We start from the raw sequence: 23,723 nt of genomic DNA on the forward strand, positions 1-23,723 counted from the left end.
TCCGCGGCCACGGCTTTCCAGATCACCGTGCCGACGTTGGCCTGAGAGCCCACGCTGACGGAATCTCCGACCTCGCCGCAATGTCCTGCCAGGACGATATACCGGACCGCCTTCAATCGGGCCGACAGTTGGAGATACCAACTCCTGGAACTCAGAACGGCGCCCGTCGTACATCCCCACTCGCCCAGTCGGACAAAGGTCCCTGCATTGATGGGAAGCTGAAGCCGGAAACCTGAGACGGCACTCGCGGGCTGTGCACTCGCGCTGAGCATTCCGAGCGAGACGGCTAGCGCAGTGAGGGACAGAGCCACTCGTCTACGGCGTGCTGCCTTCCGTCGGTCGCGCTTGTGCTGCTTCGCCACATCTGCTTGCATCTCTGGTCCTCTTTCAGTGGAGATCGGGTAAGAGGTAACACGGCTGCGCTAATTGCTACTGTGCGAAAAGGAGGATGCATTCCATTCCACTTCGGCGATCGCCGCCTGTCCGGCGATGTTCGGGTGGAAGTGGTCGATGGTACTGATGAGGTCCGGGGTGAAGTCGAGCCTGGTGAGTGCGCCGCCATCCCAGTGGCAGAGCGGACCTGCCGTCGAGCACGTCCGCTCCAGCGCAGCGTTGAAGTCCTGCACCCGCTTTTTCGCGGCGGCGACGGAGGCTGTTGCGGCCGGTGGACTGAGGGGTGCCCCGCTCGTGCTAACGCCGCGGGTGGTGCGGCAGAGGCCACCCGAACTCCACAGGTGAGCGCCGGCGAAGCGTTCCGACCTCCACTGCGAAGCAGTGTTTGGCACCGATGAGAGTTCGATCTGTGCCGAGGGCCACGTGCTCCGGATTGTGCTGATTGCCGCCTCTACGCCAGAGCGGAAAGTGCTCACCGGAGTCATGGTGTAACCATCGCTTGCCGCCACGTTCCCCGGGCTGCACAGGTCGTTTCCGCCGATGAGAAGGGTGATGACATCGGGATGCACGCCCGCGGCGACGGCGGCCCGAATGCGCGCCGGGACCTGAGCGACGGTGTTGCCACTCTGTGCGAAGTTGGCGGTGGTAACCGTCGTGCCAGGCCGCGACTTCTGCAGGCGCTGGGCGAAGGAGTTCACGGCGGGAGCGCCGCCGGTCGACCAACTGAAGTCAGGGCAATCGGTGAACGAGCCGCACGCGGCGAAGGCTCGGGTGGTCGAGTCGCCGAGGCTGAGAACGGAGAGGTGCGAGGGAGTTGCCGCCGCGGCAATGCCGGTGGGTGCGAGCGCGCTGACCGCGGCGAGGGCGACTCCGATCGCGAGGGTGCGGGCGCGGGTGAGGGGAGACAGAGTCATAACATTCCGATCCTCGGAGGGGGCGTGGCGGAGTGAGAGTCGCAGCGGTTGCCGTGAGGGCGGCGACGTCCTGATGAGCAAGCTCCCACTCGGGTGCCCACCGAGGACGGTGCACGGCGCAGGGCGCGGTAGTGGCCCGCTTCGACGTTCTGTCCCTCCGAGACGCGACGGTTCGACGGATCCGCCCGCGAGAGACGCGCGCGGGCTGGGCACGATGGACGCCATGACGGCCTCGACCGTTCCCACTGCTCCCACTGTCCGCGACAACGCCTCGGTCACCGCCGCCGACCGCTCCCAGGTTTTTCACTCCTGGACGGCTCAGGGTGCGCTCAATCCGGTGCCAATCGCCGACGGCCTCGGCGCAGAGGCCGGGGATGTCGACGGCACCCGCTAGTGTCCTGCGGTGAGCAGATTGTGCGGACCGTCGACTCAGCCGGGAGGCGCGAGTTCGTAGCCGCGCTGCTCTTCGAAAAGACGGGAGATGGGAACGAAGGTCATGAAGCCGACGAGGCGGGTGCCCGACTTGCCGCCCTTACTGATGAATCCGTAGAGCTGCCCGCCTCGACTCACGACCGGCCCACCCGAATCGCCGTCCAGTGTCGCCTTGCGCTTCGTACTCGCACCGAGGACGAGGGGCTGGTAAAGCGGTACATCCGGATCCAGGAACCACGTACAGTTCACGCCGCTCACGGCGCCGCTCGTGCAGAACGTCTCGTTGGGTTCGGGCGCTCCGAAGCCGGCGACGGGCACGCTCGCGTATTCTCCAGTGTGATCGTAGAGAAAGACGTTGCCAATCGCTCGCGGTGTGAAGGTCGTCATCGGCGAGCAGTTGTGTAGCGTCGAGCTGCCGGCGCAGTGGTAGGAGTTCCTGGCGAGCGGATCGATCCTCGCGATCATGATGTCCGCTACCCGGGCTTTCCAGATGACCTTGCCGACGGTGCCGACCTGCCCCACGGAGACGTCGTCTCCGACGTTTCCGCAGTGTCCTGCGGCGGCGACGTATCGGGTCGCCTTGAGGCGGGCCGATATTTGCATATACCAACTCTTCGAGGCCAAGACCGCGCCCACCGTACAGTTCCCACGGGGTAGTCCGATGCGAGTGCCGGCGTTGAGGGGAACCTCCATGCGGAACTCCGACACGGCATTGGCGGGAACCGCGCCTGAGCTGATCACACCGCCGCAGACGCTGACGGCAGCGAGGGCGAGAAAGAGTCGCCTGACGCGTCCGCGCCTGTTTCGGCCGGGCGTGCGCATCCGCAGTGTTACTTCCAGCCCGCGGCGAAGGACGAAGCGTTCCACTCGACCTCGGCAATCTTCGCCTGGCCGGCGGCACTGGGGTGGAAGTGGTCGACCTCGCTGATGAGGTCCGGAGTGAACCGCATGCGGGTCAGCGCGCCGCCGTCCCAGTTGCACAGTGGGCCATCCGCCGCGCAGGCCTGCTCGAGCACGGCGTTGAAGTCGACGACCCGTTTCGCCGCCGCTGCGACGGAGGCAGACGCGTCTGATGGGCTCAGCGGCACCTCGGTCATGCTGACGCCGCGGGTAGTACGGCAGAAGCCGGCCGAACTCCAGCGGAACTGGCCTTCTGGTCCGCGTGACGCCTCCCACTGGGTGGCGTTGTCCGGCACCGACGAGAGCTCGAGCTTCGCGGACGGCCAGGCGCTTCTGATCGTTGTGATCGCCGTCTCCACGCCGGTGCGGAAGGTGCTCACCGGAGTCATGTTGTAGCCGTCGCTCGCTACGGGGATGCCTGGGCCGCACAGGTCGTTGCCGCCGATGAGGAGGGTGATGACGTCGGGTTTCTCCCCCGCGTCGACCGCTTCCTGGACGCGCGCGGGAACCCCGGCGACGGTGCTGCCGCTCTTGGAGTAGTTCGCGGTGCTGACGCTCGTGTCGGGCAGCAGCTTCTGCAGACGCTGGGCGATGGAGTTGACGACCGGAGCGCTCCCGGTCGACCAGCTGAAGTCGGGGCAGTCCGTCCAGGTGCCGCAGGCGGAGTTCGCCTGGGTGGTCGAATCGCCGAGGCTGAGAAGCGAGAGGTGCGAGGGAGTATTCGCGGAGGGGGTCGCCGCGGAGGGGATTGCTGTGGAGGAGGTCGCCGCGGAGGCGATACCGGCGGGCGCGAGTGCGCTCACGGTGGCAAGGACGGCTCCGATTGTGAGGGTACGGGCGATGAAGTGTGCCCGAGTCGAGGGGCGCGCTGGGGTGTGGGTAAAGAGTTTCATGAGATTCCGATCATCGATGGTTGGCGGATGATTGGCGGGTGGCCTGACAGTTGCAGCGGACTCCGAGAGGGCGACGCTGCTCTCATGAGGAAGTTCTAATTTTGGCGAGAAATTCGCGACTGCGTGGCGCGCGGTCGCGCTCAAGTGCGCGCCGCGCTCGACGTTCCGTCCCGCCCAGACGCGACGGCTCGACGGATCCGCACGCGCTCATCCCCGCGGACGGAGGATCCTGGATCCCATGACGTCCTCGACCGCCTCCACTGTCCGCGACAACGCCTCGGTCACCGCCGCCGACACCTCCCGGGTGTTCCACTCCTGGTCGGCTCAGGGCGCGCTCAATCCGCTGCCGATCGCCGGCGGCCTCGGCGCAGAGGTCTGGGATGTCGACGGCACCCGCTACCTCGACTTCTCGAGCCAGCTTGTCAACGTCACCATCGGCTACCAGCATCCGAAGGTCGTCGCCGCGATCCAGGAGCAGGCCGGCATCCTCGCCACCATCGGCCCGGCCGCCGCGAACGAGACGCGGGCGGAGGCGGCGCGCCTGATCACCGACCGGGCGCCGGAGGGCTTCGAGAAGGTCTTCTTCACCAACGGCGGAGCGGATGCGAACGAGAACGCGATCCGGATGGCACGCCTGTTCACCGGCCGCGACAAAATCGTCTCGTTCTACCGCTCTTACCACGGCAACACCGGCGCGGCCATCGTCTCCACCGGCGATTGGCGCCGCATCCCGAATGAGTACGCGCGCGGTCACGTGCACGCCTTTGGACCGTACCTCTACCGCACCGAGTTCTGGGCCGAGACGCTCGAGCAGGAGTGCGAGCGCGCGCTGCACCACCTCGAACGCGTTGTTCAGGCGGAGGGGCCGGAGTCGATCGCTGCGTTCCTTCTCGAGACCATTCCCGGAACTGCCGGTGTCCTCACTCCGCCGCCCGGCTACCTCGCCGGTGTGCGCGCGATTGCCGATCGCTACGGGATCCAACTGATTCTCGACGAGGTCATGGCCGGCTTTGGCCGCACGGGGGAGTGGTTCGCCTTCGACGCCTTCGACGTGCGTCCCGATCTCATCACCTTCGCAAAGGGTGTCAACTCGGGCTATGTGCCCATCGGGGGCGTCGTGATCTCGGATCCGATCGCGCACCATTTCGACGAGCGTGTCTTTCCGGGCGGACTGACCTACTCCGGGCATCCGCTCGCCGCGGCCAGTGTCGTGGCTGCCCTGGAGGCAATGGCGGAGGAGGGCATTGTCGAGAATGCGCGGACCATCGGCTCCGAGCACCTCGCTCCGGGCCTTGCGGCGCTCGAGGCGAAACACGAGCTGATCGGGGAGGTCCGTGGATCCGGCGTGTTCTGGGCGCTCGAACTCGTCTCGGACCGCGCGGCGCGCACCCCGCTGCCCGCCGCGTCCGTCGCCCGTTTGAAGGCCGACCTGCTCGCCCGCGGACTCCTGCCCTTCACCGCCGATAACCGGATCCACGTGGTCCCGCCCGCCGTGATCACCCCCGCCGAGGTCGCCCGCGGCCTCGGCCTGCTCGACGACGCCCTCAGCGCCTTCACCGGCTGACCTCGCCGCGCCCGCTCCAGGAGGGGACACGTGCGATTTGCAGGGGATTCGCACGTGAGAGCTCTCTCCCGCGCGTCTCCGCTCCGCGAATTGGCGTATCCCCTGCAGATCGAACCAGCCGCCGACCGCGGGACGCTCACCACAGCACGTTGCGTCTTAGGAGACGAAGTGCAGCGCGAAGGCGGTGACGAAGCCCAGCACCGCATATAGCCCTGTCAGCACGTTGTCGCGGTCGAAGGCTTCAGGGATCATCGTGTTGGAGATCATCGCGAGGATCGCGCCCGCCGCGACGGTCGTGACGAAAGCGACCAGCGCTCCCGGGGCTGACGCGAACACGAGGAAGCCGACGAGCGCGGCGATTGCCGAGATTCCCGCGATTCCACCCCACACCGCGAAAACGTAGCGGGCCGAGCGTCCATCCGTCTTCATTCCTACGGTCGAGGAAAGCCCTTCTGGCAGGTTCGAGATCGCGACGGCCGCGACGATGGGCACGCTGATCGCGGCTCCCGCGCTGCTCTGAGCGACCGAGAGACCGAGCACAATCGACTCCGGGACGCCGTCGATGAGGGCGCCGGCCGCGATGACCGCGCCTCCGCCTCCGCCCGAGCCCTTCGCGCTCTTGCGGTTGCCGGCTCCGGCTCGGGTGAGCAGGGCATCGGCGCCGACGAAGACGACGGCGCCCGCGAGCGTCCCGAGCACGGTCGGCAGGAGTCCGCCGTCGTCGGCCGCCTCCTGCACCAGCTCGTAGGCGAGCGCCGAGATCAGCACGCCCGCGCCGAACGCCGAGACCGCGGCGGTCAGCTTGGCGGGCACGTGCAGGAACCACGCGAGCGCTGCGCCGATCAGGAGGGTGGCGCCGCCGATGGCGCCGCTGATGAGGGCGAGGATCCAGGAGGGCACGGCGTCCAGCCTGTCAGCCTCGGGCGCGGCCCGCGGCGGGCTTGACGAGGGACGCCCCGTCGGGTGTCTGTGGCGGGTAGACGACGGTCACCAGTACCACGGAGACGATCATCAGGAGAAACCACGACACGAGCTTCGAGAGAGAGACGAGATGCCAGCCGTCGAGTTGGTCGGGGTAGAGCCAGGCGCCGGCGGATGTCGCGACGTTCTCGGCTAGCCAGATAAAGAATGCGACGAGCGCGAACGTTACCGGTACTGGCATCCGGTGGACACCGCGGTGCACGCGGTAGACCATCGTGCTTCGGATCCAGAGGGCAGCGACCGCCGCGACGAGCAGCCAGCGGGCGTCAGGCAGGTAGTGGTGGCTGAAGAAGTTGCTGTAGATCAGCACGGCGACCACGGCGGTCGCCCAGCGCCGCGGCCACCGTTCGAAGCGCACGTCGAAGAGGCGGTGAATCCGCACCATGTAGGAACCGACGGAGGCGTACAGGAACCCGCTGAACAGCGGCACCGCGCCGATCCGCAGAATCCCGTCGGCCGCGTAGCTCCAGGAGCCGACATCGGTCTTGAACAGCTCCATCCCCGTGCCGACGACGTGGAACAGCACGACGACCCAGAGTTCGCGCCCGGTTTCGAGGCGAGTGGCGATCATCACGACCTGCAGGGCGACGGCGACGAGGGTCAGAAGGTCATTCCGGGCGAGGACCGCATCGTCGGGATACCAGAGCCTGGCCGCGACGATCAACGCGAGCAGCGCGGCACCGAAGATGCACGCCCACGCCTGCTTGGCTCCGAAGACCAGAAACTCGATCGCTGCACCGCGCACTCCGGAGGAGGGACCGCGGGCGAGCAGTCGGTGCGCCGCGTCGTCGATCCGCTGCTCAACCGGCGTGAAGGATCGCATCCGTCCTCCCTCTGCCGAAGCGGCCGATGCTACCGGGTCTGGGCTCCCATAAACTGACGCAATGGCGGAGTTCAGCGCGAGTGTTTTCCAGAACGAGTTCCTCTCGGACGGTGCCACCGATGTGCACGCGATCGTCACCGTCACCGCGTCGGGCACCGGAGTCGCCGGCTCCGATGGCGCCGCGGCGGAGATCATCATCGTCGACTGCTCCGGGTCAATGACCGGCGAGAACATGACCGCCGCCAAGCGCGCCGCCGCGGTCGCCGTCGACCAGATCCTCGACGGTACGTTCTTCGCCGTCGTGGCGGGCTCGGAGCGCGCCGATCGCGCCTTCCCCTACCCCAACGCCTCCGTCTCGATGGTGCGGATGGAGCCGGGAGCACGTACCGCGGCGAAGGAGGCGATCGGCTTCCTCCAGGCCGACGGCGGCACTGCGATGGGCAGTTGGCTGACCCTCGCACGGCAGCTGTTCGCAACGGTCCCCGAGGCCACGCAGCGTCACGCGATCCTCCTCACCGACGGGAAGAACGAGCACGAGTCGCGGATGCAGCTCGACGCTGCGATCAGGGCGGCGGGCGGCGTGTTCCAGTGCGATGTGCGCGGCGTCGGCTCACGCTGGATTGTCGAGGAGGCGCGCACCATCGCGAGTGCGCTGCTGGGCACCGTCGGCCTGATCGCGAAGCCGGCCGACCTGGCCGCCGACTTCGAGTCGCTGATGCGGGCCTCGATGGGGCGCGGAGTCGCCAACGGCGAGCTGCGCGTGTGGACTCCGCAGGGGGCTCAGCTGCTTTTCGTGCGCCAGGTCGCGCCGACGCTCGAGGACCTCAGCTCGCGGCGGACCGCCGTGAACCCGCTCACCGGCTCGTACCCCACCGGTGCCTGGGGGGACGAGTCGCGCGAGTATCACGTGGCCGTTCGGGTGGCGTCGAAGCCGGTGGGCTCGGAGCAGCTTGCCGCGCGGGTCCAGCTCAGCGTGCGCGACGAGGTGGTCGCCTCCGCGCTGGTGAGAGCCCGCTGGACCGATGACTCCGCCCTGACCGCCCGCATCGACCCCGCCGTCGCGCACTACACGGGGCAGACCGAGCTAGCCTCGGCGATCCAGGACGGCCTGGCCGCGAAAGCCGTCGGCGACGACGCGACCGCCACCGTCAAGCTCGGCCGGGCGGTGCAGCTCGCGGCTGTCACGGGCAATGACGAGGCGACGGCGAAGCTGCGCAAAGTGGTCGAGATCGACGATCCCGACGAGGGGACGGTGCGGCTCAAGCGCGGGGTCGACCGTCTCGACGAGATGGCCCTCGACACCGCCTCGACGAAGACCACGCGGGTGCGCAAGTGAGCTACCGCTGCCCCGAGGGACACACGTCGGCGTCCGGCGACTATTGCGACGTCTGCGGAACTCCGATCGCAGCGGCCCCGCCGCCCGCTGCCGCGCCGACTACCGTCATCCCCACCGGCCCCTCGGTGTGTCCGCACTGCTCGTTTCCGAACGAGGCCGGCGCCCTATTCTGCGAGAACTGCGGCTATGACTTCACCACGGGATCCCTGCCCGAGGCTGACCCGTTCACCGAGTCGGGCGCCGTGCGCGCTCCGGCAGAGGTCGGCGGCTCGGCGTCCCCTGCGGGCGACCCGGCCGCGCACCTCGGCGAGGCACCGGACCCGCGAGTCGATCCCGCCGCTCCTACCGAGTTCGTGCCGGAGCAGGACGCGGGCTTTGACGTGCCCGTCGCCTCCGCGCCCCCGACGGAGGTGATCCCGGTTGCGCCGGCTGCGTCTTCCGGTGCCGCGTCATCGCCCGCGGCCACCGAGTCCGGCGACCCCTGGATCGCCGAACTCTGGGTCGACCCCGAGTGGTATGCCGAGCAGCGAGCGGATGATCCGATGCCCTCGCCCGGTCCGCCCGCGACCGTCGTGCTGCGCGAGCGCTCACTGCTCGTCGGCCGCCCCTCCGTCTCCCGCGGCATCTCGCCGCAGATCGACTGCGGTTCCGACTCCGGAGTCTCGCGCCGCCACTGTGAGCTGAGCACCGATGGCTACCGCTGGTGGGTCGAGGACCTCCAGTCGGCGAACGGGACATACCTCGCTCAGGCGGGTGCACCGCTCCCGCAGAAGCCGATCGCCGCGGGTCAGCGCCGCGAGATCGAGGAGGGCGACCGGATTTACGTGGGCGCCTGGACGCGTCTGGTGCTTCGCCCCGCACTGCCCGGCGAGGCGTAGGCGTCAACTCCGGGCGTTCCTGGGTGCCATTTGCAGGGGATACCGCAGCGCGAGGACCCACGTCGCGCCGGAGAGCGCTCCCACGTGAGAAGTCCCTGCACATCGCACCGACCCCTGCGAATCGCACTAGTGCCTGCGAATCGCACCGGCTCCTGCACATCGCACGGCGGCGAGCGCCGCACCACCGCCCGCGCCTCAACGGCCGACGAGCGCTCCCAGCATCCACGAGAGCGCCGCGATGGCCCCCACGCCGACCACGCTCGACCCGATGATCACCGAGCGCCGCACCCGAGCCGAGCGCGAGTCGCCCGCCATCTCGGTCACCCCCGCGGCCATCCCGCCGCGCAGACGGTGCGCGACCTGCTCGGCGGTGGGCCGGTCGGAGGGGTCTCGTGCTGTCATCGCGCTCAGCAGCGAGCGCCACGCGGCGGGCACTGTCTCCGGAATAGCGGGGCTGCGGTGCAGTCGGGCGATCGCCGCCTCCAGGACGGTGCCGGTGTATTCGCGGTGCCCGGTCATCGCCTCGAGGAGCACCAGCCCGAGCGAGAAGACGTCGCTCGCTCCGTTGATCGGCTCCCCGGCCACCTGCTCCGGGCTGACGAAGCTCGCCGTGCCGATGACGATGCCGTCGCCGGTGAGGCGGGAGCCGTCCATGAAGTGCGCCACACCGAAGTCCGCGAGCTTGGCCGTGCAGTCATAGCCGCTGGACGCGATATCGCTGACCAGGATGTTCGCGGGCTTCACATCCCGGTGCACGACGCCCCGCTCATGCAGGTAGGCGAGCGCCTCCGCCAGCTGAGTGCCGATCGCGGCGACCTCGTCGGCGGGTAGCGGACCTGACTCGAGTCGCGCCTCCAGCGTCGGGTCGGCGACGAACTCCATTACGACATAGCGGCGCACCTCGCCGCCGAAGTTGTGCAATCCGGCATCGAAGAGATTGACGATGCCGGGATGAGCGAAGGAACTCAGCATTCGGACCTCGCGCTCCTGGCGGGCGATGTCGTCGGGGTGGGACGCCTCCGCGCGGAAGACCTTCACGGCGACATCGCGCTGCACCGATTCATCGCGGGCCCGATAGACCGAGCCCATTCCGCCCGAGCCAATCCGCTCGATCAGGTAGTAGCGCCCGGCGACCTTCTGCTTCGCGGCACTGGCGGCGATGACACTCACGATGATCCCGCCTTCCGCTCGAAGGGTGCGCTCGAGAGCGCACTCAGTGGGTGCCTGTGATGACCGTACCGCGCAGATCCACCCCGTGGACCAGCGGAACGGGGGATTGACACTTCGCGTCGCAAGCCCGGGACGCTTGGTGCTCCGCCGATGACCGACGCACCGCCATCCAAGTCCGTTACCCGGAGTCGCGGCGCGTCAGTTCAGGCGACCGAGCATGCCCTCGAACGAATCGTCGAGCGCCCACGGGTCGACCGCCGCGTCCGAGCGTGAGGAGCGCGCAGCCTCCACGGCCAGCTCGCGTCCGGCGCGCTCGATCCGCAAGGGCAGGGCCCGCCCGTCCTCCGTCGCTCCGCCCCAGTCGTCGGTCGCCGCGAACACGGTCGTCGAGAGCGGAGCCGCATGAAGGTAGCTGAATAGCGGGCGCATCGCGTAGTCCACGGCGAGCGAGTGGCGGGGCGAGCCTCCCGTCGCAGCGAGCAGCACGGGCAGGCCGCGCAGGGCCTCCGTGTCGAGCACGTCGATGAATGACTTGAACAGTCCGCTGTAGCTGGTGGTGAAGATCGGTGTCACGGCGATCAGCCCGTCGGCTGCGGCGACCGCGTCGAGCGCGGTCTGCAGGGCGGGGCTCGCGAAGCCGGTCAGGAGGTTGTTCGTGACGTCGTGTGCGAGATCGCGCAGCTCGATGACGCTCCGCTCGACCGCGAAGCCCTGCTCGGCGAGGGCCGCCGCGGCGGCGTTCGCCAGGCGGTCGGCGAGCAGCCGCGTCGAGGACGGCTGGCTAAGTCCTGCCGAGAGGACGGTGATTCTACGGGTGTCCATGCGTAGCTCCTGACTAAGCGGTGACGGGCTCGGCGGTGACGGGCTCTGCGGTGACGGGCACTGCCGTGCGGAGCGCGTCGGCGGTCTGCGCGTCGCGCGTCGCGACGAGCGAGGCGTGAGTGGGAGCGTCCGGCACCTGCGCGGGGCGGCCTTCCGCGAAACCGGCACGCAGGGTAGGCAGAATCTCGCCCAGCATGTCCATCTGCTCCAGCACGGTCTTCAGCGGGAGTCCCGCGTGGTCCATCAGGAACAGCTGGCGCTGGTAGTCGCCGACGTACTCGCGGAAACCGAGGGTGCGGTCGATGATCTGCTGCGGTGAGCCGACAGTCAGCGGAGTCTGCTCAGTGAAGTCCTCCAGAGAGGGGCCGTGGCCGTAGACGGGCGCGTTGTCGAAGTAGGGGCGGAACTGCGCGAGGGCGTCCTGCGAGGTGCGGGCCATAAAGATCTGGCCCCCGAGGCCCACGATCGCCTGGTCGGCGGTGCCGTGGCCGTAGTGCTCGAAACGCTGGCGGTAGAGCTGCACCATCTTCTGAGTGTGCGAGGCAGGCCAAAAGATGTGGTTAGCGAAGAATCCGTCGCCGTAGTAGGCGGCCTGCTCCGCAATCTGTGGCGAGCGGATCGAGCCGTGCCAGACGAAGGGTGCGATGCCGTCGAGCGGGCGGGGAGTCGACTGGAAGCCCTGGAGAGGCGTGCGGAACTGGCCCTCCCAGTCAACGTAGTCCTCCGTCCAGAGGCGGTGCAGCAAGTCGTAGTTCTCGATTGTCAGCTCGATACCGCGGCGGATGTCCTTGCCGAACCACGGATAGACGGGGCCGGTGTTGCCACGGCCGAGCATGAGGTCTACGCGGCCATTGGCGAGGTGCTGAAGCATCGCGTAGTCCTCGGCGAGCTTCACCGGGTCATTCGTGGTGATCAGCGCCATCGCGGTCGAAAGCTGGATCCGCTCCGTCTTCGCGGCGATGAACGCCAGCGTGGTCGTCGGCGAGGAGGACCAGAACGGCGGGTTGTGGTGCTCGCCGAGGGCGAAGACGTCGAGACCGATGTCCTCGGCCTTGAGGGCGATCGCGAGGGTCGCCTTGATCTTCTCCGATTCGGAGGGGGTCCGTCCGGTCGTGGGGTCGGTCGTTGAGTCGCTGACCGTGAAGATGCCGAACTGCATCGGACGCTCCTTTTGTCTTCTAGCCCCGCGGGGCCCGGTCCATGCGTTTGCATGTACATACTCCTTCAACCACGCTCGCTCGGATTCATTCCCGGCCCTTGGTCGGCTGCTCAGGAGCGCGTCAGGGAAGGAATGCGGGCCACCCCGTCGACGACCTCCTGGGCGAAGCTCGTCGTGTCGTCATCGACAGTGACGAGGGAGTCGCGGGCGATCTCGAAGGCTCCCACCAGGTCGCGGCGAAGCCGACGGACCTCATCGACGGCTCGACCGCCGTCCACCCCGAGCTTCTTCGCTTCTTTCGCGAAGCCTGCTTCGGACATCGCATCGAAGCGGTATTCACCGTCGATCGACATCGCCGCCTGTGGTGCCTCACCCCTGGCCCCATATCGCGACCGACCGTCAAGGTAAGGGGCGATGGTGTTCAGGTCGTAGAGGGGTGCTAGTTGAGTGTGGGCGCCGTCGAGCATCATCGAATAGTTCTTGATGTGTGCGTCGGTGCAGTAGGCGACGCTGTTAAAGGCAACACCACGGAAGAACTCCCATCCGATCTGCACTCTCCGGCTGTCGCTGAGTGCAAGAGCGCGGATGAGGGTAGCGACGGCGCCGATCCCTGGTCCACCATCCCGTCGCTGGTACTTCTTCGCCGGATCCGCTGACAGGGCCTGTCCTAGGTCTTCCTGATGTAACCGCCGCATTATTCCGTCTGCTCCGGGCTCTCGGTCGTAGCGTTTCGAGACGAAGACTCGGTGCGGCCCGATCTGCTCAATCCAGAACTCGGCAGTCGTGAGACCCAGGTTGCTCGCCGCGGTCAATGTCAAGTATTCAACGATGTCGACGCGCCGGAAACCATCCGGTGGGACCGGCTTGAGGATGTGAGTCGTCGGAGTTGCCCCCAGCGCACGTGCCCACTCTCCTCGATCGCGAACGAGCGCGATCTTAGGTTGCGCTCCAGGGAGAGAGAACCGCTGATCGAGGCGCGCGTCCGGAGTCCCATCGCGGTACTCGTCGATGACCAATCGAAGCTGCTCGGCGACGTCCTCGTCTGCCAATCTCTTTACTGCGGTCCGGTCATTGTGCGCGTCAGTGCATTCTTCTCCGGGAGGAAGAAGCTGAATGGCTCCAGGGGCGTCTGATCCTATGTGTTCGAGGATGGCAAAGGGATTCTTGGGATTGACGTCGAAGCGTTGAGCAATGGCGCTTCGTGCTGCGTCGTTGTCGGGGATGAGCCCGTTGAGCCAGGGCAGGACCTTCCGCTTGTTGTGTCGCTCCACTGCTGTGCTCATTGATAAGGAGAGGGGAGTGCTGAGCGGGTCGCGCCTGTACTCCTCGTCATAGACGAAGACGGTGTTGCCCGTGCTTTCCTGCAGAAAAGTTCCGGCTCTTCTGCCGTCGAGGTACGCGAGGAGCTCACGCGCGGCGGGCATCGAGCGCTGTTTCTTCAAGGCCGTAACCCAGCGCTCGGAGCACGTCGAGCACCGCACCGACTCGCGCATTGGGGTTACCTCGCTCGAACTCGTTCACCCACTTCCTGGAGAGTCCTGCACGCTGGGCGAGCTCGGCCTGGCTAAGGCCGGCGTTCTCTCGCAGTGAGACCACGAGCTGTCTCAGGTCGTTCACTCCGCTGAACATCGTCCGTCTCCTTTAGTAGGTGTAACCGTTCGGGTATACGTCGTAATGTAACCCATTGGGTACTGCTAGCAGTGTAACCGAACGCACCCACGCCGCGATGACACTGAAAGGTTACAGCGCTCACGGGACGAGAGCCGCTCGCGAGGTCTGATGTCGTCGGCGACCGCGAGCCGGACAGCCTCCTGGCTCCGAAACATCCCGGCAATATGCCCCCCACTAGAGTCATGCCATGGGTGACCTTTTCGACGGATACGGGTCCCAGAAGGTCGCGCGGCCCGTCTCGGGTGCCACCCCCTGGGACGAGATGTTCGTCGATGTGGCGTCCGCGAGCGGACCTCACGGGGTCCGGGCGGCCTACCGCGACATCTACTCCTCGCTCGCCCGGATGACCCAGGAGGAGTTGCGCGGCCGCACCGACGCGCTCGCCTCCTCCTACCTCGCCCAGGGCGTCACCTTCGACTTCGCCGGGGAGGAGCGGCCGTTTCCCCTCGACGCCGTGCCCCGGGTTATCGAGCGCGCCGAGTGGAACGAGGTGCAGAGCGGCATCACGCAACGAGTCCGCGCGCTCGAGGCCTTTCTCGCCGATGTCTACGGCCCGCAGAACGCGGTCGCCGACGGAGTGATCCCGGCAGGCCTGATCTCGAGTTCGAGCCACTTCCACCGTCAGGCCGCCGGCATTGTCCCGGCAAACGGCGTGCGGATCCAGGTGTCCGGCATCGACCTGATCCGGGACGAAGAAGGAGCTTGGCGGGTCCTCGAGGACAACGTGCGCGTCCCCTCCGGCGTCTCCTACGTCATCTCGAACCGGCGCGTCATGGCGCAGACCCTGCCCGAGCTGTTTGTCTCGATGCGCGTGCGCCCGGTCGGCGACTACCCGAACAAGCTGCTCCAAGCTTTGCGCGCCTCCGCTCCTGAGGGCGTGGATGACCCGACCGTCGTCGTGCTCACTCCTGGCGTCTACAACTCCGCCTACTTCGAGCACACCCTCCTCGCCCGCCTGATGGGTGTCGAGCTGGTCGAGGGCCGGGATCTGTTCTGCACGGGCGGAAAGGTGTTCATGCGCACCACCTCCGGCCCCACCCGGGTTGACGTGATCTACCGCCGCGTGGACGACGAGTTCCTCGACCCGCTTCAGTTCCGGGCCGATTCGATGCTCGGCTCCCCGGGCCTGATGCTCGCCGCCCGCCTCGGTACCGTCACGATCGCGAATGCGATCGGCAATGGCGTCGCCGACGACAAGCTCGTCTACACCTATCTGCCCGATCTCATCCGCTACTACCTCTCAGAGGAGCCGGTGATCAAGAACGTCGACACGTGGCGGCTGGAGGATCCGGGCGCGCTCGAGGAGGTGCTTGACCGCCTCGATGAGCTGGTCGTCAAGCCGGTCGACGGCTCAGGCGGAAAGGGCCTGGTTGTCGGGCCTGCGGCGTCGGCACAGGAGCTGGCCGAGCTGCGCTCGCGCCTCCAGGCCGACCCGCGCGGCTGGATCGCGCAGCCGGTGGTGCAGCTTTCCACCATCCCCACCCTGGTCGATGACGGGATGCGCCCCCGCCACGCCGACCTGCGGCCCTTCGCCGTCAATGACGGCACCGACGTCTGGGTCCTCCCCGGCGGCCTCACTCGCGTCGCCCTCCCGGAGGGGCAGCTGGTCGTGAACTCGTCCCAGGGCGGCGGATCGAAGGACACCTGGGTGGTCGGCCTTGAGGAGCAGCGCACCGCGGAGCCCGAGGTCCGAGACATCCAGGCGCTCGTCGCCGAGCAGGCCTCGGTCACCAGCTCGATCCCGATCGTGCACCCGGTCAACCACACTCCCGACCACTCGCCGCAGGACGCACCGAAGCGCGACCAGGACCAGCAGCAACAGCAGGCGCTGGCAGCGGAGGAGGACTGATGCTCTCGAGGATCGCCGAGTCACTGTTCTGGATCGGCCGCTACATCGAGCGCTCGGACGGCACTGCGCGCATCCTCGACGTCCACCTCCAGCTCCTGCTCGAGGATCCGTGGATCGACGAGGACACCGCCTGCCGCTCACTCCTCTCGGTGATGGGCTCGACCCCACCCGACGACATGGGCGAGATCACCCGGGCCGACGTACTGACGATCCTCGCCATCGACCGCACGAATCCCGCGTCGATCGCCTACTCCCTCGGCGCCGCCCGCGAGAACGCCCGGCGAGCCCGCGAGATCGTCTCGACCGAGCTCTGGGAGTGCCTGAACACCACGCGTACGCGGATGCCGCGCCGCGTCTCGGGCGAGCGTGTCTCGGAGTTTTTCAGCTGGGTACGTGAGCGCTCCGCCCTCGCCGTCGGCATCATCGAGTCGGCGACCTCGCGCGACGAAGCCTGGCAGTTCTTTACCCTCGGCCGCTCGCTCGAGCGCGCCGACATGACCGCCCGGCTTCTCGCCACCCGCTCGCTGACCGAGGCGAGCGGACCCTCCTGGACCACGATCCTCCGCTCCTGCGGGGCCTATGAGCCGTACCTGCGCACCTACCGCGGAGTGCCGAGCGCCCGCAACGCCGCGGAGTTCCTGCTCCTTGACCGCCTCTTTCCGCGCTCGATCCTGTTCTCGGTCTCGCGAGCGGAGGCCTGTATGCGCGACATCGAGCCGCGTACCGGCCGGGTGGGCCACTCGGGCGACGCGCAGCGCGTGCTCGGGCAGATCCGCAGTGAGCTGGAGTACCGGCCGATCACGGACATCCTCGCGGACCTCCCGCGGCATATGGACAGCGTGCAGGAGGCGACCTCGGCCGCGTCCGAGGCGATCCGGCAGCGCTACTTCCCGACGAACGTCATGCCGAGCTGGATCGGGGAGGCGCTATGAGCAGGCTGCGCATCAGGCACACCACGGGTTTCACCTACGCGGGAGACGTCGTGGCGTCCTACAACGAGGCACGGATGCTGCCCGCCTCCTCTGACGGCCAGCTGGTGTTGTTCTCGAACCTCGACATCCGCCCGGTGACCTCGGTGCACGCGTACACCGACTACTGGGGCACCCGCGTCTCCTCGTTCGATGTGCTCGACGCGCACCGTGAACTCTCCCTGACCGCGACGTCACTCGTGGAGATCCGGCCGAAGAAGCACCCGGACCATCCCACCGGCTGGGACCAGCTGAGCGGGCAGGTCGAGACCCGCACCCAGTACGTGGAGCAGTCCAAGCAGACGAATCGCACGGCGCCTCCCGAGGACCTCGCGGCGTTGGCCCGCTCGCTTGCGGATGCCGCCGACGGCCCGTGCGAGGCCGCACTCGCGATTGCCGAGCGGATCGGCCACGAGATGACCTATCGACAGGGTGTGACCGGTGTCCATTCGACGGCGACCGAGTCGTGGACAGCGCGGGAGGGTGTCTGCCAGGACATCACGCACATCGTGCTCGGAGCCCTGCGCTCGGTCGGTATCCCGGCTCGCTACGTCTCGGGCTACCTCCACCCCAAGCCGCAGGCCGAGATTGGCGAGACCGTGGTGGGGGAGTCGCACGCCTGGGTCGAGTGGTTCTGCGGAGGCGCGTGGCGCGGTTATGACCCGACCAACCTGATCGATATCGGCGAGCGGCATGTCATCGTCGGTCGAGGTCGGGACTATAACGACATCGCGCCACTACGCGGCGTCTTCGCGGGGCCGCGTTCGTCGAAACTCTTCGTGCGGGTGGAGATCACGCGCGAGGCGTGAGTGTGGCGCTGTGCGACGTGCCGGCAGGGAGTTGGCTGCACGCTGCGGTGGTTCCCCCATCGAACAGCTTCTCGGGGCGCCACTTCGAGAAATACACGCCCTGTGCGTGGGGCGGCGAACCCGGGTCGATGGGAGAAGAAGGGGTCTGAGATATTCCCTTCGTTCACTGCGAAGAACCGTCCGGAACAGATCAGAGTGTTCAACGGTCTTTCACAGGTATTGTGCGGTGAAGCTCTTCGTCCAGGTGTGGTCGAGTATTTCTTCGAAAAGTCCCATACACCTGTCCAGGAGAGCGGAAAAGGACAATCATTGCGACGTCACTGCTGAGACTATGCTCACGCGAGAGTGACGTTGTCGCGGAGAAAATGTCTTAGCGTAGCGATCCACTCCGACGGAGGAATCGCAGGTATCCCTAGATGCTAGAGCCGAATCGAGATTCAGCCGCACTCCGGCGTGCGATCAACAGAAAAGGTCTCATGACTATCATCCGCTTACCGCGCCGCATCCTGGCGCTTGTCGCCGGTGCCTGCTGTGCAACGGCGCTCGCAGTATTCGCTCCGGCGCTTCCGGCCGCGAATGCCGAATCGCTCCGCGATCGCATCCCGATCATGGCCGGCACCGCTCTCGAGCTACCCGACCATCAGCAGTGCACCGCCGGTCCTGTGCTCCGGTCGAGAAGCTTGATATCGCGCTTGACATACCTTGGAGCTGCGACTCGCTACGTCATCCTTCCCAAGCACTGCGCTCCCGAAGGCGCTATCGTCAGGGTGGCGGGTCAGATTGTTGGCAGGGTGACGTGGACTTCGCCCAGGTATGACATCGGGATAGTGACGGTCCCGCCATCGACGGTGCAGCGTCCAGTCTGCAGCGGCCCATCCCAGCTCCATCACTGCACTGTTCCCACAGCGACTCCGAAGGCGGTCGGTAGAGTCATCCTCTCGAGGGGCCAGCTTCAGGGAACAGTTCCTCTTTCGCAGACGGGCGAGCCGTCCTCCGGTGAACGTTTCTGCATCAGCGGCGCCGTCACTTTTACCAGCTGCGGGTTCGGTTTCTCCGACGCCGCGCCCGTCGCCTTGCCGTCTGGCGCATTAGGCGCCCGGTCGTATGACGGTCACCTCCCCGAACATGGGGACTCCGGGGGCCCCGTGATCAGCGTCCATGGCACGCTCTACGGCATCATTATTTGTCGAGCAACGCGAGCGGATACGATCATTTTGGGCTATCTGCCTATAGCGTTCGTTCTCCGCGAGATCGGCGAGAATTACGAGCTGGCACCGGCATAGTAGGAAAGCTGCGGCGCAGCGTCACTCGTCGATGTGGCTGCGGCCGAGCGGCTCGACCACCACGAGGAGCACACCCCCCACCATTGGAGGGGATAGCGCTTTCCAACCAGCGTTGAGACGACGCTCTGGCGCAGTGGGGCGTCGATCGTGCGCGCCTTCCCCAGTAGCGCCGAGGGAGCGGCGCGGTCCGTCGGGGCTGGTCGCTCAACTCCGCGCGGTTCGGACCGCTCCGATGCTCGCGGCCACGACGAGCGCAATCCCCACTGCCTCCGCCGCACTGAGCCGCTGACCCAGCACGAGGAACCCCGAGAGCGCGGCGGCGCCTGGCGCCAGCGACATCAGCACCGAGAAGGTCGAGGAGCGCAGTCGACGCAGCGCCAGCAGCTCCAGGGCATACGGCACGGCGGAGGAGAGGACCGCGACCGCGAGCCCGAGGAGCAGGACGGGTGCGGCGACGAGTGCCGAGCCCGCGGAGGTGACGCCGAACGGCAGCGAGAGGACCGCACCGAACGCGAGTGCCAGGGCGAGACCGTCGACTCCCTGGAAACGTCCGCCGGTGCGACCGGCGAAGACGATGTAGGTCGCCCAGAGCACCCCGGCCCCCAGTGCGAAGGCCACTCCGACCGGATCGAGCGAGGCGAATCCGCTCTGTGAGAGCGTGACGACCCCGGCGAGCGCGAGCGCGGACCAGACGAGGCTCGCGATACTTCTTCCGGCGATCACCGAGAGCGTCAGTGGACCCAGCACTTCCAGAGTCACGGCGGCGCCCTGCGGAATCCGGGCGATGGCCTCGTAGTAACAGGCGTTCATCCCGCCGAGAGCAAGGCCATAGGCCGCGACGGTGGCCCAGTCGCTCCGGCTATGGCCGCGCAGGCGCGGGCGAGAGAGCAGGAGCAGCACCGCGGCAGAGAAGACGAGCCGCATAGTGACTGTGCCGATCGGTCCGGCCGCCGGGAACAGCAGCACAGCGAACGAGGCGCCGAGCTGCACGCTGGCGACCGAGCCGAGCACCAGACCGATCGAGCCGGCGCGTCCCGATTCGGACCGCGCTCGGGCCACGTCGCTCAGCTCGAACGCCGCTGGGTCTGCACCGGAGGGACGTTGTAGCCGAGCAGGCCGATGCCCGTTGCATCCCAGCGCAGCGTGGTCAGCGAGACGTTGTCGACGACGGGGAAGGTGTGGCGGTAGGTCTCGGGGTTGATGCCGAGGTAGGCGCACAGCAGCAGACGGATCAGCGTGCCGTGCGCAACGACGAGCACGCGGCCTTCGGGGTGCTCGCGGTGGATGCGGGCGAGCGCCGTGTTGGCGCGGGCGACCGCATCCAGACCAGACTCGCCCTCCGGCATGGGCTGGATCGCTGGAGCGGCGACCCAGGCGCGGTAGGCGTCGGGAAAGCGCTTCTCCATCTCGTCAGTGGTCAGACCCTCGCCCTGTCCGAAGTCGACTTCGACCAGCGCAGGGTCGGGCTGCACCTCGAGGTGCGCAGCGCGCGCGGCGGGCACCGCGGTGCGGACAGCTCGGACCAGTGTCGAGGAGTAGATCGCCTCGAGGTCGGCGTCGACAGCCCAGGCGGCCAGAGTTGCCGCCTGGTCCTGCCCGCGAGGAGTCAGTGCGATGTCGGAGGAGCCCGCAAAACGGTTGTCGGAGTGCCAGACAGTCTCTCCGTGCCGGGCGAGGATCAGAGTCGTCACCCTTCGAGCCTAGCGAGCGTCGAGCGCGGTGCGGTCCGTGGGAGGACGCGACCGGTCAGGCGGCGCCGACGTCGTAGTGCGCATCGACGAGCACGGGGAGGTGGTCGGACAGGCCCTGCGGCAGGGTCGAGACCCGTTGGATCCGAACCGCGTCGCTGATGGCGAAGTCGAAGTGCCCGCTGAAGTATCGGTAGCGCGCATAGGTGGGGGAGTCGCTACGCGACACCACATAGCCGTTCCGCGTCATCTTTCGGTCCAGCCCGCGGAAGAACCAGGGGTAGTTGTAGTCGCCAACCATCAACGAGGGGATGTCGGGCGCGTACTCGCGCAGGCGGTCCAGCGCTTCGTTGATCTGCTTGCGGCGCAGGGCATTGCCGGCCGAGAGCGGAGCGGCGTGGAAGGACGAGACGACGATCGATCCGCCCTCCCGGTCCTCAAGGCGCACGGCGAGCAGCCGTTCGTGTGCGGGAGACATGACCCGATCGTGCATTGATTTGCGAAGCTCGAACGCGGCGCTGCCTGCCAACTCGAAGCGTGCATGGGAGTAGTACACCGCGAGCCCGAGACGATTGCGAGCGGTGACGGAGGCGAGCCGGAGGTCGCCGAGTTCCTGAGGAAGTCGGGTGGTATCGCACTCCTGAAGGCAGAGAACATCGACGTCGTGCCGGGCGGCGAGGGGAGCGATCTCGATGTGCGCCCGGTGTTCTCGAAGGTTGTACGAGATCACCCTGAGGGCACGTTCATTCGGCTGCATTTCGCCAGTGTAGGGCTGCGCGACCGGCGTTCCCGCGACGCTCCGGCGAACGCGGAGGGACCTCGGTGGAACGCGCGCACTCGCGAGGCGGTCTCCCGCTTGGCCGCCTCAGCTGGTGGCGGCGTCCGTGTCGTCGAGCTCGGCGTCGGTGCCGTGGACGCCGTCCGTCGGTCCCCAGTCGGGCAGCGGCGGATTCTGCTCCTCGCCATCGGCACCCACGCCGTCGGCAACCGGGTCGGATGCTCCCCCCACCTCGTCGAGGCCCGCGGAGGTGCGGGTCTGCGTGGCGGGGTCGGGCGTGCGCGACATGCCCTCGGTAGCTTCGGACGCGGTGCCGTTCTCGACGTTGCTCATAGGTTCAGGCTAAGTCGCGCTCCTGGCACGAAATACCCCCTTGCGCTTGCGCTCTCATTGAGAGCGCTCGGCTTGAGGGGAGGGATCCGGTCGTCAGACGCAGTACCCCCATTAGGGTGGCAAGCTGTTGAGTCTTGGCAGAACCCCTCACCAGAGGAGACGATCGGAATCTACTCCGCGTCTTGGCGCGGCTAGCGTCCAAACCTCCGAACGTGCACCAGTACCACTTCTCTGATCGAAAGGCCCACCGTGTCGCACACCTCGACCTTCCGCCCTGACTCCGACCGCGCCGTCACCCGTCGCTCCGTCACCTCCGCCGCCGTATGGACCGTGCCGATCGTGGCTGCCCTTGCCGCCACTCCCTCCGCAGCCGCCTCTCATGGCGACGTCGGAGCCTTCACTCTCGCCGGAACCTGCGGCACGCTGGGAGTCATCGGCCCCGGGTTCCTTCTCAAAGCGAGCGCGAGCGAGCCGCTGCCCGCGGGCACGACCGTGTCGGTGACCGGCTCTGGAGTCGCCAACATCGGTGTGTTCTCGGTCACGGGCGGCACCGCGACCGTGTCGGTTCTCGGTGGCACAAGCAGACTGATCACCCTGACCGCGCCCCTGCCCGCCGGGGCCACATTCGCGATGCGCACGACCCTGTCGATCTCGGCCGCCTTCAAGCTCAACGCCATCGCCACACTCCCCTCGGGCTACACGGGAACCGGCGCGAAGACCACCGCGAGCATTTCGAGCACGCTCATTCTTTGCCAGTCGACCTGACCTCGTGAACGAGCACAGGCCCGCCCCTCCGTCTCGTGGAGGGGCGGGCCTGTGCTCGTTGCGGAGTGGGCTCAGCGTCCGTAGGCCGTGGCGGCGGGGCAGTCGAAGGGGTCGCCGCCGGCCGACAGGCCCACCTTGTTGAGGTAGCGCACCACGATCGCGTACGACTCCATCAGCGTGGTTTCGGTGTACGGGATCTGGTGGGTGGCGCAGTACTCCTTGGCGATGACCTGCGCACGGCGGAGAGCGGGGCGGGGCATGTTCGGGAACAGGTGGTGTTCGACCTGGTAGTTGAGACCCCCCATGTAGAGGTCGGTGAACCAGGTGCTGCGGATGCTGCGCGAGGTGAGGACCTGACGGCGCAGGAAGTCGACGCGCGCCTCCCTAGGCAGCAGCGGCATGCCCTTGTGGTTGGGTGCGAACGAGGCGCCCATGTAGAGGCCGAAGACGCCCATCTGCACGCCGACGAAAGCAAACGCCATCCCGAGCGGCAGGACCCAGAAGACCACGGCGAGGTACAGGCCAACGCGGGTGACGAGCATCGAGATCTCGACCCAGCGCTTGTCGACCTTGCCCCGGCCGAATACGGTGCGGAAGCCGTGCATGTGCAGGTTGATGCCCTCGAGCAGCAGCAGTGGGAAGAACGCGTAACCCTGACGGCGGGTCAGCCAGGCGTACAGGCCGCGCGAACGAGACGCATCCTCCGGAGTAAAGGAGATGACGTCGCGGGCGATGTCAGGGTCTTTCCCGAGCACGTTGGGGTTGGCGTGGTGCCGGCTGTGCTTGGTCATCCACCACGAATAGCTGATGCCGACGACGAGATTGGCGAGGGTGCGGCCGGCAACGTCGTTGGCCTTGCCGGACTCGAACACCTGGCGGTGCGAGGCCTCGTGCGCGAGGAACGCGAACTGCGTGAGCACGATGCCCAGTGCCGCGGCGAGCAAGAGCTGGAACCACGAGTCGCCCAGCAGGATGAAACCGGTCACGATGCCGCCCAGCGCCAGGACGAGAGCGCCGAACATCGTGTAGTAGAAACCGGTACGGCGGCGGAGCAGGCCCGCGTCGCGGACCGTGCTGAGCAGGCCGGAATACTCGGTCGTGGGATTCGTGCGACCGTCGGTGCGGGGCCGCGTACGGACGACGCGCGGTGCGGCAGACGTACTGCTCGGGCTTGGAGTGGTGGTGCTGGCAGGAGTTGTGCTGACTGGGGTGCTCATCGGCGCCTCGCTCTTCGTGGTGGCCATCGGCATCGATGGCCTCTCGGTGAGCGATCCCGACGGGGGCGGTCCGCTCATGGTTCACCGCGTCGGTAGG

23 protein-coding genes are annotated in these 23,723 nt (G+C 67.3%); 8 read left to right on the plus strand and 15 right to left on the minus strand.

Features of this window, described 5'->3' with window-relative positions; all coding sequences use genetic code 11:
- Nucleotides 1-422: 422 nt before the first annotated feature.
- Nucleotides 423-1,307 carry an SGNH/GDSL hydrolase family protein gene (locus B0H03_RS04890; protein ID WP_160487234.1) on the minus strand — a complete coding sequence of 295 codons (885 nt, stop codon included), beginning with the start codon at nt 1,305-1,307 and terminating at the stop codon, nt 423-425.
- A gap of 223 nt (nt 1,308-1,530) precedes the next feature.
- Between B0H03_RS04890 and B0H03_RS16495 the strand changes: the two genes are divergently transcribed.
- Nucleotides 1,531-1,701, plus strand: a complete 171-nt coding sequence (locus tag B0H03_RS16495; protein ID WP_160487235.1) for a hypothetical protein — start codon at nt 1,531-1,533, stop codon at nt 1,699-1,701.
- Between the two features lie 35 nt (nt 1,702-1,736).
- Here the strand turns inward: B0H03_RS16495 and B0H03_RS04895 are convergent, their stop codons facing one another.
- Nucleotides 1,737-2,342 carry a trypsin-like serine protease gene (locus tag B0H03_RS04895; protein WP_127843980.1) on the minus strand — a complete coding sequence of 202 codons (606 nt, stop codon included), beginning with the start codon at nt 2,340-2,342 and terminating at the stop codon, nt 1,737-1,739.
- A 227-nt stretch (nt 2,343-2,569) separates the two neighbouring features.
- Complete coding sequence (locus tag B0H03_RS04900) at nt 2,570-3,532, minus strand: SGNH/GDSL hydrolase family protein (protein ID WP_104265324.1); 963 nt, start codon at nt 3,530-3,532, stop codon at nt 2,570-2,572.
- A gap of 238 nt (nt 3,533-3,770) precedes the next feature.
- Between B0H03_RS04900 and B0H03_RS04905 the strand changes: the two genes are divergently transcribed.
- Complete coding sequence (locus tag B0H03_RS04905) at nt 3,771-5,096, plus strand: aspartate aminotransferase family protein (protein ID WP_104265323.1); 1,326 nt, start codon at nt 3,771-3,773, stop codon at nt 5,094-5,096.
- A gap of 156 nt (nt 5,097-5,252) precedes the next feature.
- On the opposite strand, the gene B0H03_RS04910 is transcribed toward B0H03_RS04905, so the two are convergent.
- Both B0H03_RS04910 and B0H03_RS04915 read right to left on the minus strand, forming a co-directional pair.
- The gene (locus B0H03_RS04910) at nt 5,253-5,996 is read right to left on the minus strand and encodes a ZIP family metal transporter (RefSeq protein ID WP_104265322.1); all 744 of its coding nucleotides are present in this window, start codon (nt 5,994-5,996) and stop codon (nt 5,253-5,255) included.
- A gap of 13 nt (nt 5,997-6,009) precedes the next feature.
- Complete coding sequence (locus tag B0H03_RS04915; protein WP_104265321.1) at nt 6,010-6,900, minus strand: DUF817 domain-containing protein; 891 nt, start codon at nt 6,898-6,900, stop codon at nt 6,010-6,012.
- 61 nt (nt 6,901-6,961) lie between these two features.
- Between B0H03_RS04915 and B0H03_RS04920 the strand changes: the two genes are divergently transcribed.
- Nucleotides 6,962-8,236 carry a VWA domain-containing protein gene (locus B0H03_RS04920; protein ID WP_104265320.1) on the plus strand — a complete coding sequence of 425 codons (1,275 nt, stop codon included), beginning with the start codon at nt 6,962-6,964 and terminating at the stop codon, nt 8,234-8,236.
- Complete coding sequence (locus B0H03_RS04925) at nt 8,233-9,114, plus strand: FHA domain-containing protein (protein WP_104265319.1); 882 nt, start codon at nt 8,233-8,235, stop codon at nt 9,112-9,114. The genes B0H03_RS04920 and B0H03_RS04925 overlap by 4 nt, the downstream gene beginning before the upstream one ends.
- Before the next feature lie 195 nt (nt 9,115-9,309).
- On the opposite strand, the gene B0H03_RS04930 is transcribed toward B0H03_RS04925, so the two are convergent.
- The 5 genes from B0H03_RS04930 to B0H03_RS04950 form a co-directional block, all read right to left on the minus strand.
- Nucleotides 9,310-10,284: a serine/threonine-protein kinase gene (locus B0H03_RS04930; RefSeq protein WP_104265318.1), complete on the minus strand. Its 975-nt coding sequence runs from the start codon at nt 10,282-10,284 to the stop codon at nt 9,310-9,312.
- Between the two features lie 198 nt (nt 10,285-10,482).
- Nucleotides 10,483-11,106, minus strand: coding sequence for a CE1759 family FMN reductase (locus B0H03_RS04935; protein ID WP_104265317.1), 624 nt, complete (start codon nt 11,104-11,106; stop codon nt 10,483-10,485).
- 13 nt (nt 11,107-11,119) lie between these two features.
- On the minus strand, nt 11,120-12,265 hold the full coding sequence (locus tag B0H03_RS04940) for an LLM class flavin-dependent oxidoreductase (protein WP_104265316.1): 1,146 nt from the start codon (nt 12,263-12,265) through the stop codon (nt 11,120-11,122).
- Nucleotides 12,266-12,375: 110 nt separating this feature from the next.
- Nucleotides 12,376-13,689 (minus strand): HipA domain-containing protein, encoded by a 1,314-nt coding sequence (locus B0H03_RS04945; protein ID WP_160487236.1) that lies wholly within the window; start codon nt 13,687-13,689, stop codon nt 12,376-12,378.
- Complete coding sequence (locus B0H03_RS04950; RefSeq protein WP_068251225.1) at nt 13,673-13,894, minus strand: helix-turn-helix domain-containing protein; 222 nt, start codon at nt 13,892-13,894, stop codon at nt 13,673-13,675. Before B0H03_RS04950 ends, B0H03_RS04945 begins: the two co-directional genes overlap by 17 nt.
- A gap of 229 nt (nt 13,895-14,123) precedes the next feature.
- Between B0H03_RS04950 and B0H03_RS04955 the strand changes: the two genes are divergently transcribed.
- Genes B0H03_RS04955 through B0H03_RS04965 form a run of 3 tightly spaced genes read left to right on the plus strand, consistent with a single transcriptional unit; the run spans nt 14,124 to nt 17,562 of the window.
- Nucleotides 14,124-15,785, plus strand: a complete 1,662-nt coding sequence (locus B0H03_RS04955) for a circularly permuted type 2 ATP-grasp protein (RefSeq protein WP_104265314.1) — start codon at nt 14,124-14,126, stop codon at nt 15,783-15,785.
- Nucleotides 15,785-16,717: an alpha-E domain-containing protein gene (locus B0H03_RS04960; RefSeq protein ID WP_104265313.1), complete on the plus strand. Its 933-nt coding sequence runs from the start codon at nt 15,785-15,787 to the stop codon at nt 16,715-16,717. Before B0H03_RS04955 ends, B0H03_RS04960 begins: the two co-directional genes overlap by 1 nt.
- The gene (locus tag B0H03_RS04965) at nt 16,714-17,562 is read left to right on the plus strand and encodes a transglutaminase family protein (RefSeq protein WP_104265312.1); all 849 of its coding nucleotides are present in this window, start codon (nt 16,714-16,716) and stop codon (nt 17,560-17,562) included. Before B0H03_RS04960 ends, B0H03_RS04965 begins: the two co-directional genes overlap by 4 nt.
- Nucleotides 17,563-19,049: 1,487 nt before the next feature.
- Here B0H03_RS04965 and B0H03_RS04975 read toward each other — a convergent pair.
- The 4 genes from B0H03_RS04975 to B0H03_RS04990 all read right to left on the minus strand — a co-directional run bounded on the left by B0H03_RS04975 (nt 19,050) and on the right by B0H03_RS04990 (nt 21,644).
- Complete coding sequence (locus tag B0H03_RS04975) at nt 19,050-19,904, minus strand: EamA family transporter (protein ID WP_206612068.1); 855 nt, start codon at nt 19,902-19,904, stop codon at nt 19,050-19,052.
- A 5-nt stretch (nt 19,905-19,909) separates the two neighbouring features.
- A complete protein-coding gene (locus B0H03_RS04980) occupies nt 19,910-20,536 on the minus strand; it encodes a histidine phosphatase family protein (protein WP_104265310.1) in 627 nt (208 codons plus the stop codon).
- Nucleotides 20,537-20,591: 55 nt separating this feature from the next.
- Nucleotides 20,592-21,290, minus strand: a complete 699-nt coding sequence (locus B0H03_RS04985; protein WP_104265309.1) for an endonuclease/exonuclease/phosphatase family protein — start codon at nt 21,288-21,290, stop codon at nt 20,592-20,594.
- A gap of 108 nt (nt 21,291-21,398) precedes the next feature.
- Entirely contained in the window at nt 21,399-21,644 is a 246-nt protein-coding gene (locus tag B0H03_RS04990; protein ID WP_104265308.1) for a hypothetical protein, read from the minus strand.
- A gap of 249 nt (nt 21,645-21,893) precedes the next feature.
- Between B0H03_RS04990 and B0H03_RS04995 the strand changes: the two genes are divergently transcribed.
- Complete coding sequence (locus tag B0H03_RS04995; RefSeq protein WP_104265307.1) at nt 21,894-22,409, plus strand: hypothetical protein; 516 nt, start codon at nt 21,894-21,896, stop codon at nt 22,407-22,409.
- A gap of 71 nt (nt 22,410-22,480) precedes the next feature.
- On the opposite strand, the gene B0H03_RS05000 is transcribed toward B0H03_RS04995, so the two are convergent.
- Nucleotides 22,481-23,626 carry a fatty acid desaturase family protein gene (locus tag B0H03_RS05000; protein WP_104265306.1) on the minus strand — a complete coding sequence of 382 codons (1,146 nt, stop codon included), beginning with the start codon at nt 23,624-23,626 and terminating at the stop codon, nt 22,481-22,483.
- Nucleotides 23,627-23,723 lie beyond the last annotated feature (97 nt).

The organism is Rathayibacter iranicus NCPPB 2253 = VKM Ac-1602, assembly GCF_003149025.1.
GTDB classification, from domain to species: Bacteria; Actinomycetota; Actinomycetes; order Actinomycetales; family Microbacteriaceae; genus Rathayibacter; species Rathayibacter iranicus.